Origin of the sequence: Streptomyces sp. NPDC059895 (assembly GCF_042731035.1) — a bacterium.
Lineage (GTDB): Bacteria > Actinomycetota > Actinomycetes > Streptomycetales > Streptomycetaceae > Streptomyces.
In genome coordinates, this window is the sequence record NZ_JBHWKO010000036.1 from 1 (window position 1) to 12496 (window position 12496).

The window sequence follows — 12496 nt, forward strand, 5'->3', positions numbered from 1 at the left end:
TTCCGACTCTATCAGATCTTTTCTCGATCCGATTTCCTCGGTGCTTTCCAGGTTCCCGCTTTTGTTTCGCGGTTTCCTTTCCGGCGGTTCCGACTCTATCAGACGCTTTTCGTTCCGATTCCCTGTCGGCGGGATTTGCCTGAGGCCTTCTGGCTTGCGCCTGTCAGCCTTTCGACATTCACTACGTTAGCCGATTCCCTCGTGAGCTCATAATCGAGTTCCGCCGAGTCGAATTCGGGCATGCGGACACGCCGAATGAGACCCCGCTGAGGGCTGTACTAGATAGTGGGTTGGCCGCTTCCGGCTGCAGGCGAATGCCGTACCCGGTTCAAGCGGCTCGGGCTACGTTACGCCCCGCTCCAAGGCGAGTCAACTTCGGCGGCGCCTCGGAACATGGGCACGGTAAGGGCTCACCGTCGGGTCGTCGGCGACCCAGTAGCGCCACGGGTGGACGGCTCCGTCGCCGGAGACTCCCGTCCGGGGGCCGTTGCGCACCTGCTCGGGGGGGTACGGGGGTGCCGGCCAGGATGCGGAGGGGGGTGTCACCGGGGGTGCAGGCGTCCGTGCCGTCGAGGGCGCGGTCCACGTCCAGGGCCGTGGCCAGACGGGCGGGGCCTTTGGCCAGTTGCTCAGGCGCTGTGCGACCGGAACGGCTGGTCCGTCGTAGCCGTGATCGTCGAGAAGGACACGTCAGCCTCGACCAAGCGGGGAGCCAAGCGAAGCGACGAGTGGGAGCGCGTCAAGGCTCTGGTGGAGGACGGCAGGGCAGACGCCATCGTGTCTCGCCACTTCGACCGCATGTACCGCACCCCCTGGGATCTTGAGGACCTGGTGGACCTGGCCGAGTCGACCGGCGTCACGCTGGCCGCCGCTCAAGCTCAGGGGGTGCTCGACCTGTCCACCCCGTCCGGCCGTCTCGCTGCTCGCATCGGCGCTGTGGTGGCTCGCAACGAGACCGACATGCGAGTAGAGCGTCAGGTACTCGGACACCAGCGCCGTAGAGAGTCGGGCAGGCCCTTCTGGAGTACTCGCCCCTTCGGCTTCGAGCGCGACGGCAGGCATCGCAAGGCAGAGGCGGAAGCCCTACAGCAGGCGTACCGGGATGTCCTGACCGGTCTCTCCCTCTGGTCCATCGCGAAGGACTGGAACGCCCGTGGACTGCTCTCGCCGCACGGCAAGGAGTGGCGCAGCTCGAACCTTCGGGGTGTCCTCTTGAAGCCGAGGAACGCGGGAATCCAGACGTACTCGCAGTGGGTCGAGAAGCCGGACGGGAAGCGCGTGCGGCTGACCGAGGAGACCGGTGCGGGCAACTGGGAGGCGATCGTCTCCGAGGGCATGTTCCGGGCACTGGTCCGCTACCTGAGCGATCCCGAGCGCAACACGGGTGGCGGCGGCAAGCGCAAGGCCCTGTTGTCCGGCGTCGTCCGCTGCTCGAAGTGTCAGGCCGTCGCCACTCAGGGGTGGAGCAAGAAGAACGCGGCAGGCGAGCGGTACCGCATCTATACCTGTTCAGGTGGCCGGTGCATCACCTGCCCAGCAGATGCTCTTGACTCCTTCGTGGTCCGGAAGGTCATCGACAAGGCCGAGGAGTGGAACGCGGCACCGGCCACGGACAACGGAGACGAGGAGCGAGAGGCCGAACTGCTGGCCGAGGAGACTGCCACGTCCGAGAGGCGCACCGCCCTGGCGGAGATGTTCGCTGTAGGAGACATCGACGGGTCGACCCTGCGGGCGGGCATCGGCAGGTGTGACGCCGACCTGACCAAGATCCGGGCCGAGCTGGCAGACCTGGCAGCGAAGCGGGTACGCGTCGACCTGGGCGACATCGAGTACCTGTGGGAGGAACTGGACTACGAGGACCCCGACCGCATCGACTACGTGCGGACCGTCGTCACCCAGGTCTGCGAGCGAGTCGAGCTGATACCGCGCGGTCGAGGGGGCCGAAGCTTCAAGGCCGAGCACTGCCGGATCACGTTCCGGAACCCCTGAGATCCCAGCACGGAGAGCCGAGTCGGCCGTCGGCGCTCAGTGAGCACGGGCCCTGTCTGACGAGTGTCGGGCAGGGCCAGAGGACGCGAACGCTCGCGCAGGTCGGAGCCAGTGCCGGTACACGCCAGACGTGCTCTGACTACACGCCCAGCATGTAGCTACCGGTCTTGAGGGAGTCGGCAGGGGACCGGCGCAGCCTTGCCCTTCTGGAACAGATGAGACGGAAGCACGAGGCAGGCGGCCCCGATCGGGGCGAAACAAGGTCCAGCTTCCTGGCGCGGGCCACCGCGTTGCGGGTGCTCTGGCCGGAAAGCGGCTTGCCCTCCTTGCCCAGCAGCGCGGCCAGCCGGCCGGGATCAAAGCCTGCTTGTCCTTGCCGGTCTGCCCATCCGATGGCGGCGAAGTGCACGCGGTAGGCGAGAGGGTGTCCCGGGTGCTGCGCCATGCGCCGGTACTCGTGCTGGGAGACACCGCCCCACGGGCGGTCATGGCCGAAGCTGATAGCCACCGAGTGTGGCCCCTTCCTGTGAGGCGCACACGCGTGCGCCAGTGACCCCCGCCGGATGGCGGGACATGCGCCTCCCTTTCATTGCGGGGGTGGACCGTGCCCGGAGGACGCGGTCTCTCTTCACAGGTGGACGCCCAAGCCTTCGGGCCTGGACTCGGTCTCGTGCGGTCGGGAGCGACGGCGGCGACCTGGCCGAGGGATCGGCCACGAAGGAGGAAGGACCCTGTTCAGGGAGCCCTCCCTCACCGCTCACCGGATAGAGCGCTCAGCCTGAGGCATCCTCAAGCGGAAGGTGGTCTCGGAAGTACTGCGACTCCAGCCACTCCTCCTTGACGAAGAGTGGACGTGTAAGGCGCGCGTTCCCAACTCGCTGCGAACGCAGAAGAAGTCCGAGATCGGTCAGGGAAAGCGACTCCTCAGGGGTGTAAAGAATCCAGTTCCCATGCTCCGCGGCGTGGTCCAGCAGAAACTGATGGCCCTGCACTGGATCGCTCCCCGCCAACGGGAAGGCGGCCAGGAAGACCTGCGGACCGGTGACTGCATCCAGCGCGACGCATGCGAGCTTGCCCGCGTCGTAGAACGCCTTCACCCCGTCCGGGAAGTCTTCCTGCTCATACGGACCACCAACCCGTGCCAGAGGCCCCGAGACCAGCAGTGCGTCGGCGACCTCGGCTGGAGACATCCCGAACCTCAGCGGCCCCACGCCTTCTCCAGATCGCAGCTCCCAGCGCTCCCGCTCCACATCTGCGCCCATCCACCCGCCCCTACGTCTGACCGGCCCAGATCTGTGTCTGTTGCTTTGGTTCGCATGCACCAGGCAGGGACAAGATCCCAACTCAGCTGCTCAAACGCCAACTGGCACACTCAGTCACACCCACCCGTCCGGTCCGAGTCGGCGCACGTCAGCAGTCACTCGACCGGCCAGGAACGCGTCACGCGCCGCGCTCGTGGACGATCACGCATCACCTGACCCGCTTCCGCACCGACTCACCGGCAGGCCGGCAGCAAGGCGCACAGCGGCTCAGGCTCCGGCGGGCGGTTTGGCTCGCGGGCTCAGTCGGTACGCCGAGACCGTTGGATCACCGGCGAGGTAGAACCGGTGTTGCCAGTCGTGGGCCTTGCTCACACCTACCCGAGGACCAACCCGGATGAGCGCGGCAGGCACCGACTCGCCCCCGGACAACATGACCGAGGTACCTGCCAGGAGGTCTGCGCCGTTGTGCTCTCCCGTGATGCCGAGCGCCTGGCAGAAGTTCCCCGGACCTCGGGCAAGACGTGGGCTCGCGACCCTCTCCCCTCGCCGCTGGCGTGCCAGGTCTTCCCCCTCGATGACCCTGCCTGCCCGGATGAGGACGGCCGAGGCGATGCCGTCCGTCCCGGTGACGACGTTGGCGCACCAGTGGAGGCCGTGGGACCGGTAGACGTACAGGTGTCCTGCGGGTCCGAACATGACGGCGTTACGGGGTGTCTGGCCTCGGTAGGCATGGGAAGCTGGGTCAGCCGTACCGGAGTACGCCTCAGTCTCCGTGATGGCGATGCTCACGGTTCCCTCGGGGGTCTTGCAGGTGAGGACGCTCCCGAGCAGCTTGGGGGCGACTTCTTCGGCAGGATGCGCGAGGAGGGCAACGTTCATGCTGACCGCCTTGACATGCCGTAGGTGAAGTAGACGTACACATGTCCGGGCGGGCCGAACATCACGCTGTTGCGGGCGGTGCGGCCGCGGAAGGCGTGGGAGCCCGGGTCGTTCGGGCCGTCGTAGGCCTCGACCTCCGTGAGGCGCAGGGTGATCGGACCGTCCGGGGTCGTGCGGACGAGAAGGCGGCCTAGGAGGCCGGGGGCGACCTCCAGGACAGGGCGGTCGAAGAAGGACCGGGGAAGGGGCGTACGGTCGGAGGTCGCGATCATGCCCTCCGAGCGTAGTGCAGACGGGTGGGAGCGTCGGGGTGGTCGGCGGGCCCTCGGCTTGCCAGGGTGTGTGTGACGGAACCGGCCACGGCCGGGTCGCGTTTAAAGGATCAAGGATCCAGTCGTAGAGGTCGTAGAGGGGAAGTCATGGCGTTCAAGAAGCTGCTCGCGAGTCTCGGGGCCGGCGGGGCTTCGGTCGAGACGGTGCTGACCGAGGTCAACGTCGTTCCGGGCGGCGTGGTCCAGGGCGAGGTGCGGATCCAGGGCGGGTCCGTGAACCAGCAGATCGAGGGGCTGTCCGTCGGGCTCCAGGCCAAGGTGGAGGTCGAGAGCGGCGACCAGGAGTACAAGCAGGACATCGAGTTCACCAAGCAGCGTCTGGGCGGGGCCTTCGAGCTGTCGGCGGGTGCGGTGCACGCGGTGCCGTTCGGCCTGGAGATCCCCTGGGAGACGCCGATCACGACGATCGACGGGCAGGCGCTGCGCGGGATGAACATCGGTGTGACCACCGAGCTGGAGATCGCGCGGGCCGTGGACTCCGGCGACCTGGACCCGGTGAACGTGCACCCGCTGCCCGCGCAGAAGGCGATCCTGGACGCCTTCATCCAGCTGGGCTTCCGTTTCAAGAACGCGGACCTGGAGCGCGGCCACATCCGGGGCACGCGGCAGAAGCTGCCGTTCTACCAGGAGATCGAGTTCTTCCCGCCGGCGCAGTACCGGGGCCTGAACCAGGTCGAGCTGAGCTTCGTGGCCGACGCGCAGGCCATGGACGTCGTGCTGGAGATGGACAAGAAGCCGGGGCTGTTCGGCGAGGGAAGCGACACCTTCCGCTCGTTCCAGGTGGGACTGAACGACTACCAGGGGACCGACTGGGCGGCGTACCTCAACCAGTGGCTGTCCGAGGTCGGCAGCAAGCGCAACTGGTTCTAGGCTCGGAACCACTGACTCCAGAAACCGTTCAGGAGGTACCGAGGTGACCGAGCACAAGAGGCGGCCGCTCCCCCACGACTTCCATCCTCCCGTTCCGTCGTTCACGGTGACGAGCGAGGACGTCGAGGAGGGCGCGACCCTCAAGAGTGCGCAGGTCCACGCGGAGGGGAACACCTCGCCGCAGCTGCGGTGGGAGGGCTTCCCGCCCGGGACCAAGAGCTTCGCCGTGACGTGCTACGACCCGGACGCCCCCACGGGCAGCGGGTTCTGGCACTGGGTCCTGTTCGACATCCCGGCCTCGGTGACCGAGCTGCCGGTGGGCGCGGGCAGCGGGAAGTTCGACGGACTGCCGGAGGGCGCCGTCCACGCGCGCAACGACTACGGGACGAAGGACTTCGGCGGCGCGGCGCCGCCGCCCGGGGACGGTCCGCACCGCTACGTCTTCACCGTCTACGCGGTGGACCAGGACAAGCTCGGTCCGGACGCGGACGCCTCACCCGCCGTCGTGGGCTTCAACCTGCGGTTCCACACGATCGCGCGCGCCCAGCTGATCGGTGAGTACGAGAACCCCGCGCGGAGCTGACGCCGTGAGGTGAGTGAGCTCATCGTTCAATCAACGTTTGTCCGCCCCTGGTCTTGGAAGTGATCAGGGGCGGGCGTTTTTGTTGCCGGGGGTCGCGGGGGTCACCCCCCGTGGGAGCAGCAGATATTGCGTTGTCCATCTCGGCGTGCCCGGCCAGAGTTGATCCCAGCCCGCCAGGGGGTGGGCCGGTGCATACGGGAGGTGGGCTGGTATGCGGGACACGCTGGTACTCAACGCGAGCTTCGAGCCGCTGTCGACGGTGACGCTGAACCGAGCCGTCGTTCTGGTGCTCCAGGACAAGGCCGTCGTCGAACAGTCCCACCCCGAACTGCGGATGCGGGGGGCCGCCGTGGACATACCGGCGCCCCGGGTGATCAGGCTCTGCAGGTACGTGAGGGTGCCGTTCCGAAGACAAGCACCGTGGTCGAGGCGGGGTGTGCTGGTCAGGGACCGGCACCGGTGCGCGTACTGCGGGCGGCGGGCGACGACCGTGGACCACGTGGTGCCGCGGGCGCAGGGCGGGCAGGACTCGTGGCTGAACACGGTCGCCTCCTGCGCGGAGGACAATCACCGCAAGGCGGACCGCACTCCGGAGCAGGCGATGATGCCGTTGCTGCGGCTGCCGTTCGAGCCGACTCCGCAGGACGCGATGCTGTTGGCTCTGGGGCAGGAGGACCTGGCCGCGCTGCCGGAGTGGTTGTCCGTGGACGCGGCCTAGCGGTTCGGCGTCGGGCCCGCGTGGTGTCGACAGAGCCCCGCACCCCCTTCTGACGGGGTGCGGGGCTCTCTGCTGTCCGGTGCCGTCAGTCGATCGACGGCTTCTCGCGGCGCTCCGGGACCCTCTTCTCGGTGCCCCCGCCGTTGGAGCCCGAACCGCCGCCCATCGCACCGAAGTTGCCCATCGCGCCGGAGAGGCCCTTGAGGGCGTCGCCGATCTCGCTGGGGACGATCCAGAGCTTGTTGGCGTCGCCCTCGGCGATCTTCGGGAGCATCTGGAGGTACTGGTAGGAGAGCAGCTTCTGGTCCGGGTCGCCGGCGTGGATCGCCTCGAAGACGGTACGGACCGCCTGGGCCTCGCCCTCGGCGCGCAGGGCGGCGGCCTTGGCCTCGCCCTCGGCGCGCAGAATCTGGGACTGCTTCTCGCCCTCGGCGGTGAGGATCGCGGCCTGGCGCGTACCTTCGGCGGTGAGGATCGCGGCGCGCTTGTCACGGTCGGCGCGCATCTGCTTCTCCATCGAGTCCTGGATGGAGGTCGGCGGCTCGATGGCCTTGAGCTCGACGCGGTTGACGCGGATGCCCCACTTGCCGGTGGCCTCGTCGAGGACGCCGCGCAGGGCCGCGTTGATCTCCTCGCGGGAGGTCAGGGTCCGCTCCAGGTCCATGCCACCGATGATGTTGCGCAGCGTGGTGACGGTGAGCTGCTCGATCGCCTGGATGTAGCTGGCGACCTCGTAGGTCGCGGCCCGGGCGTCGGTCACCTGGTAGTAGATGACGGTGTCGATGTTGACGACCAGGTTGTCCTGGGTGATCACCGGCTGGGGCGGGAACGGCACGACCTGTTCGCGCAGGTCGATGCGGTTGCGGATGGTGTCGATGAACGGGACGACGATGTTGAGTCCGGCGTTGAGCGTGCGTGTGTAGCGGCCGAAGCGCTCCACGATGGCGGCGCTCGCCTGTGGGATGACCTGGATCGTCTTGATCAGGGCGATGAAGACCAACACCACCAGAATGATCAAGACGATGATGACCGGTTCCATCGTGCTCCCCGTCCCCTTCTCCGCCTCGGCGCTTTCGGAAGATCTTAGGCTTGTTGAAGATCTTGCTGGTCGAGTCTGACAGACGGTCGTGCGGCTCGTGGTGTGTTCGGTCCACTTGCGTGGTGCGGGAGTTGTGCAAGGTCAGATGACGATCGCCGTGGCCCCTTCGATGTCCACGACGTCGACCTCCTGGCCCACCTCGTAGGCGTGGTCGGTGTCGAGGGCGCGGGCCGACCAGACCTCGCCCGCGAGTTTGATGCGTCCGCCGGAACCGTCGACGCGTTCCAGTACGACGGCCTGCTTGCCCTTCAACGCGTCGACGCCGGTGACGAGTTGGGGGCGCTGTCTGCTGTGGCGGGCCGCGATGGGCCGTACGACGGCGATGAGGGCGACCGACACGGCGAGGAAGACGAGTACTTGGGCGACGGTGCCGAGGCCGAGGCCCGCGGCGACGGCGGCCGCGACGGCGCCGGCCGCGAGCATGCCGAACTCCGGCATCGCGGTCACCACGAGCGGTATACCGAGTGCTGCCGCCCCCACGAGCCACCACACCCACGCGTCGATGTCGTTCACGCGTTCATGGTAGGACCGAGGGTCGTTCCGCCGACAGGGCGCGAACGGGGGCGGTCGGGACGGCGGTCAGGACAGCGGCAGGCCGTGGGCGGTCCAGCGGTCGCCGACCTGTTCCACGACGAGGGGGAGGCCGAAGCAGTGGGAGAGGTTGCGGGAGGTGAGTTCGAGTTCGACCGGGCCGGCGGCGAGGACCTTGCCCTGGCGGATCATGAGGACGTGGGTGAAGCCGGGGGCGATCTCCTCGACGTGGTGCGTCACCATGATCATCGACGGGGCGATGGGGTCGCGGGCGAGGCGGCCGAGGCGGCGGACGAGGTCCTCGCGGCCGCCGAGGTCCAGGCCGGCGGCCGGCTCGTCCAGGAGCAGCAGTTCGGGGTCGGTCATGAGGGCGCGGGCGATCAGGGTGCGCTTGCGTTCGCCCTCGGAGAGGGTGCCGAACCTGCGGTCGAGGTACTCGGTCATGCCGAGGCGGTCGAGGAAGGCGCGGGCGCGCTGCTCGTCGATGGCCTCGTACTCCTCCTGCCAGCCGGCCGTCATGCCGTAGGCGGCGGTGAGGACGGTCTGCAGCACCGTCTGGCGCTTGGGGAGCTTCTCGGCCATGGCGATGCCGGCCATGCCGATGCGGGGGCGCAGTTCGAAGACGTCGGTGCCGGGCTTGCCGAGGGTCTCGCCGAGGATGGTGGCGGTGCCCTTGCTGGGGTAGAGGTAGCTGGACGCGACGTTCAGCAGGGTCGTCTTGCCGGCTCCGTTGGGGCCGAGGATGACCCAGCGTTCGCCCTCCTTGACCGACCAGGAGACCTGGTCCACCAGAGCCCGGCCCTCGCGGACCACGGATACGTCCTGAAGCTCCAGAACATCGCTCATGAGCGCGTTGTCTCCCCTTGCAGTGTGGCCGGACTCGGTCGTCGCGTACGCCTGTGGCTCGGACCGCCGCGCGCGGGTGGGCGCGGCCCTCCGGGAAAATCTACGCCACCGGTCGGGGGAGCCGTTCCATCGGTCCGGTCCTTAGGGTGGGGGGATGCTTTCGGAACCGCGCTCTGGTCGCCTTGCCGCTTGGGGAAACGCACTTCTGTCCGGATTTGTCTCTCCGGACGATGCGGTGCACGCCATAGTCGGTGCCGATGCCGTGCACCGGGTGGCGGGGCTGCCCGGCGAGACGGCGCCCGTCGGACTCACGCTCGCGCTGGGGCGGCTGCGGGCGCTGGGGGTGAGAGGGCTGCGGGTGGCGCTGCCCGCGTCCGGGCATCCGCTGGGTCTGAGCGGGCCGCCGGAGTTCAACGCGCGGGCGCTGGAGGCGCAGGAGGCGGTGATCTGCCACGGATCCGCGCTGGGGCTGGTGCCGGAGGTGTCCGAGGCCGGGCCCGAGGGCGATGTGCATGCCGAGGTGGTGTGGCACTGTCTCGCGGTGCGGGAGGCGCCGCCCGCCGACGTGCCGTCGCTGGGCGAGGCGGAGCGGGAGCTGGCGGAGGCGTTGCGGGAGGCCACGGTGGTGCTGTCGCGGCTGGACGTGGCGGGGTCCGGGCCGGTGGCGGAGGCGGCGATCGACGCGTACCGGGCTCGGGCGGAGCGTGGGCGGGAGGTGCTCGCGCCGGGGTACCCGCCGCGGGCGGTGCGGGTGCTGGAGCTGGCGCAGCGGGTGGGGTTGTTGATCTCCCTCGCCCTGGAGCGCGGGCACGGGGGTGCGGTGAGCGCGTCGGAGATGGCGGCTCGCGGGGAGGCGCTGCGGCCGGTGGAGCGGACGGCTCGGCGGGCGCAGGTCGCCGCGTACAACGCGTATGTGGAGGAGCTGGAGCGAGGGGTGCGGTGAGGGCCTCGGTGGGGTGAGGTGAGCGTCGGTCGGACGGAGACCGGCGCCGGTGGGAGCCCGTGGTCCGACGGGGGCGGGTCACGCACGGGGCTCCGTGTTCTTCCCGACGCGGGGCTCCGGTGCGGGCCGGGCGGTCTCGGTCGTTCACGGCGACAAGCGGACCGGCCTCCCCCGGAGTGGGGCCGGGGGAGGCCGGTGGACGCCGGGGTCCGCGAGGGCGTCAGTGGTTGAGGCCCGTGTTGCCGAAGGCCGGGTTCAGCACGCCGATGACGTTGACGCTGTTGCCGACGGCGTTGACCGGGATGTGCACCGGGGCCTGGACCACGTTGCCCGAGAGGACGCCCGGCGAGCCCTCGGCCACGCCGTGGGCCGACGCGCCGCCGGTGGCGAAGGCCATACCGGAGCCCGCGGCGACCAGACCGCCGGCCACCATCGTCACGGCCGCTGCCTTCTTCAGGTTCTTCACTTCTGAGCCCTCCTGGCCCTCCTGGCGAGTGCCGCGGCAGGCGCCGCGGTACGCACTGGAGAACGCGGGCGCCCGGCGGAGGGTGCGCCATCCGGGGGACATTCCCACGACGGTATGAATCTCGGACCGGAGGGAACCGCTCCGCCGCGGCGCCCGGGAGCGCCCCCGGTCGTGCGCCGGAGCGCGTTTCAGCCGGTCACACCATGGCGTACGGCCCACAGGGCGGCCTGGGTGCGGTCGGCCAGGTCGAGTTTCATCAGGATGTTCGAGACGTGGGTCTTGACGGTCTTCTCGGAGAGGACCAGGGCGCGGGCGATCTCCCGGTTGGAGCGGCCGTCCGCTATCAGCCCGAGGACCTCGCGCTCCCGCTCGGTGAGCGAACCGCCCCTGCCCTGCCCGGTGGTGGCCTCCTCCTGGGAGAGCAGGGCGCCCGCGACCTCCTGCTGGAGCAGGATGTGGCCGGCGTGGACCGAGCGGATGGCGCCGGCCAGGGCGTCGGGGTCCACGTCCTTGTAGACGTATCCGGCGGCGCCCGCGCGCAGGGCCGGGACCACGGTGCGCTGTTCGGTGAAGCTGGTGACGATCAGCACGCGCGCGGGGTTGTCGAGTTCGCGGAGCCTGCGGAGGGCCTCGACGCCGTCCATGCCGGGCATCTTGACGTCCATCAGGACGACGTCGGGTCCCAGCTCCTCGGCGCGGGCGACGCCCTCGGCGCCGTCGGCGGCCTCGCCGACGACCTCGATGTCGTCCTGGACCTCCAGGAAGGTGCGCAGGCCCCGGCGGACGACCTGGTGGTCGTCGACGAGCAGCACCTTGATTGCGTCAGCCACCGGGGGCCTCCATCTCGATCGTGGTGCCCTTGCCGGGCGCCGATTCCACCACCAGGCTGCCGCCGACGCCGCTCGCCCGGTCCCGCATGGAGACCAGGCCGAGGTGGCGGCCGGCCCTGCGGACCGCCGTGGGGTCGAAGCCGCCGCCGTCGTCCGTGACGCGCAGGACCGCGGCGGGGCCGCGCCGGTGGAGGCTGACCTCGACGTGCTCCGCGCCGGAGTGGCGCAGCGCGTTGTGCAGGGCCTCCTGGGCGACGCGCAGCAGGGCCTCCTCCTGCGCGGCGGGCAGGGCGCGGACGCCGCGGCTGGTGAAGGTCACGCGCGCGGAGTGGGCGCGGTCGAGGACCTGTATCTGGGTGCGGAGGGTGGCGACCAGGCCGTCCTCGTCGAGGGCGGCGGGGCGCAGCTCCACGACGGCGGCGCGCAGTTCGTCGGCGGCCTCGGCGGCGAGCGCGGCGACCTGCTGGAGTTCGCCCTTGGCGCGGGAGGGGTCGCGGTCGACGAGGGCGGCGGCGGCCTGGGCGGTCAGACGCAGGGAGAACAGTTTCTGGCTGACCGCGTCGTGGAGTTCGTGGGCCAGTCGCGAGCGTTCCTCTGCGATCGTCAGTTCGCGGCTGCGCTCGTACAGGCGGGCGTTGGTGAGGGCGATCGCGGCGTGCTGGGCGAGGATGGAGAGCAGTTCCTCGTCGTCCTCGGTGAAGCCGCAGCCGCCGGCCGGCCTGGCGCAGTTCTTGTTGGCGAGGTACAGCGCGCCGACGACCTCGTCGCCGTCGCGGATGGGCAGGCCGAGGAAGTCGGACATGTCCGGGTGGGCGGACGGCCAGCCCTCGAAGCGCGGGTCCTCGCGCACGTCGGCGAGGCGCTCGGGCCGGGCCTCGTGGAGCATCGCGGCGAGGATGCCGTGCTGGCGGGGCAGGGGGCCGATGGCCTTCCACTGCTCCTCGCCGATGCCGTCGACGACGAACTGGGCGAAGCCGCCGTGGTCGTCCGGGACGCCGAGCGCGGCGTACTGCGCGTCGAGCAGCTCGCGGGCCGAGGCGACGATCGTCTTGAGGACGTCGCGCACCTCGAGGTGCCTGCTCATGGCCAGCAGCGCGGAGCTCACCGCGGCGAGGCCGGACCGGGGGCCTTGACTCATGCCCTCACGG

General features: G+C 69.6%; 14 protein-coding genes and 2 pseudogenes. 5 read left to right on the plus strand and 11 right to left on the minus strand.

Annotated features, from left to right (window positions below; genetic code table 11):
* Positions 1-369: 369 nt before the first annotated feature.
* Positions 370-628 (minus strand): annotated as a pseudogene (locus ACFV9M_RS30850) (DNA-3-methyladenine glycosylase); the annotation flags it as partial.
* A 41-nt stretch (positions 629-669) separates the two neighbouring features.
* Between ACFV9M_RS30850 and ACFV9M_RS30855 the strand changes: the two are divergent.
* Positions 670-1989: a recombinase family protein gene (locus ACFV9M_RS30855; protein ID WP_385078483.1), complete on the plus strand. Its 1320-nt coding sequence runs from the start codon at positions 670-672 to the stop codon at positions 1987-1989.
* A 139-nt stretch (positions 1990-2128) separates the two neighbouring features.
* Here the strand turns inward: ACFV9M_RS30855 and ACFV9M_RS30860 are convergent, their stop codons facing one another.
* The 4 genes and pseudogenes from ACFV9M_RS30860 to ACFV9M_RS30875 form a co-directional block, all read right to left on the minus strand.
* On the minus strand, positions 2129-2497 hold the full coding sequence (locus tag ACFV9M_RS30860; protein WP_385078486.1) for a hypothetical protein: 369 nt from the start codon (positions 2495-2497) through the stop codon (positions 2129-2131).
* 265 nt (positions 2498-2762) lie between these two features.
* The gene (locus ACFV9M_RS30865; RefSeq protein ID WP_385078489.1) at positions 2763-3251 is read right to left on the minus strand and encodes a hypothetical protein; all 489 of its coding nucleotides are present in this window, start codon (positions 3249-3251) and stop codon (positions 2763-2765) included.
* A 267-nt stretch (positions 3252-3518) separates the two neighbouring features.
* The gene (locus ACFV9M_RS30870; RefSeq protein ID WP_385078491.1) at positions 3519-4130 is read right to left on the minus strand and encodes a DNA-3-methyladenine glycosylase; all 612 of its coding nucleotides are present in this window, start codon (positions 4128-4130) and stop codon (positions 3519-3521) included.
* Between the two features lie 14 nt (positions 4131-4144).
* Positions 4145-4402, minus strand: a pseudogene (locus tag ACFV9M_RS30875) (DNA-3-methyladenine glycosylase); the annotation flags it as partial.
* Positions 4403-4549: 147 nt separating this feature from the next.
* Between ACFV9M_RS30875 and ACFV9M_RS30880 the strand changes: the two are divergent.
* The 3 genes from ACFV9M_RS30880 to ACFV9M_RS30890 all read left to right on the plus strand — a co-directional run bounded on the left by ACFV9M_RS30880 (position 4550) and on the right by ACFV9M_RS30890 (position 6633).
* Positions 4550-5332: a sporulation protein gene (locus ACFV9M_RS30880; protein WP_385078492.1), complete on the plus strand. Its 783-nt coding sequence runs from the start codon at positions 4550-4552 to the stop codon at positions 5330-5332.
* Between the two features lie 43 nt (positions 5333-5375).
* Complete coding sequence (locus ACFV9M_RS30885; RefSeq protein ID WP_385078495.1) at positions 5376-5915, plus strand: YbhB/YbcL family Raf kinase inhibitor-like protein; 540 nt, start codon at positions 5376-5378, stop codon at positions 5913-5915.
* A 211-nt stretch (positions 5916-6126) separates the two neighbouring features.
* Positions 6127-6633 (plus strand): HNH endonuclease, encoded by a 507-nt coding sequence (locus tag ACFV9M_RS30890; protein ID WP_385078497.1) that lies wholly within the window; start codon positions 6127-6129, stop codon positions 6631-6633.
* 85 nt (positions 6634-6718) lie between these two features.
* Here ACFV9M_RS30890 and ACFV9M_RS30895 read toward each other — a convergent pair whose 3' ends face one another.
* From ACFV9M_RS30895 to ACFV9M_RS30905, 3 genes are all read right to left on the minus strand, one after another.
* Positions 6719-7672 carry an SPFH domain-containing protein gene (locus tag ACFV9M_RS30895; protein ID WP_385078500.1) on the minus strand — a complete coding sequence of 318 codons (954 nt, stop codon included), beginning with the start codon at positions 7670-7672 and terminating at the stop codon, positions 6719-6721.
* Between the two features lie 141 nt (positions 7673-7813).
* Entirely contained in the window at positions 7814-8245 is a 432-nt protein-coding gene (locus tag ACFV9M_RS30900) for an NfeD family protein (RefSeq protein WP_385078502.1), read from the minus strand.
* A 66-nt stretch (positions 8246-8311) separates the two neighbouring features.
* The gene (locus tag ACFV9M_RS30905) at positions 8312-9109 is read right to left on the minus strand and encodes an ABC transporter ATP-binding protein (RefSeq protein WP_385078505.1); all 798 of its coding nucleotides are present in this window, start codon (positions 9107-9109) and stop codon (positions 8312-8314) included.
* A 154-nt stretch (positions 9110-9263) separates the two neighbouring features.
* On the opposite strand from ACFV9M_RS30905, the gene ACFV9M_RS30910 reads away from it, so the two are divergent.
* On the plus strand, positions 9264-10052 hold the full coding sequence (locus ACFV9M_RS30910; protein ID WP_385078507.1) for a hypothetical protein: 789 nt from the start codon (positions 9264-9266) through the stop codon (positions 10050-10052).
* Between the two features lie 220 nt (positions 10053-10272).
* On the opposite strand, the gene chpE is transcribed toward ACFV9M_RS30910, so the two are convergent.
* The 3 genes from chpE to ACFV9M_RS30925 form a co-directional block, all read right to left on the minus strand.
* Positions 10273-10518, minus strand: a complete 246-nt coding sequence (gene chpE / locus ACFV9M_RS30915; protein WP_385078510.1) for a chaplin ChpE — start codon at positions 10516-10518, stop codon at positions 10273-10275.
* A 188-nt stretch (positions 10519-10706) separates the two neighbouring features.
* On the minus strand, positions 10707-11348 hold the full coding sequence (locus ACFV9M_RS30920) for a response regulator (RefSeq protein WP_385078514.1): 642 nt from the start codon (positions 11346-11348) through the stop codon (positions 10707-10709).
* Positions 11341-12486 carry a GAF domain-containing sensor histidine kinase gene (locus tag ACFV9M_RS30925; RefSeq protein ID WP_385078517.1) on the minus strand — a complete coding sequence of 382 codons (1146 nt, stop codon included), beginning with the start codon at positions 12484-12486 and terminating at the stop codon, positions 11341-11343. Before ACFV9M_RS30925 ends, ACFV9M_RS30920 begins: the two co-directional genes overlap by 8 nt.
* Positions 12487-12496: the final 10 nt, after the last annotated feature.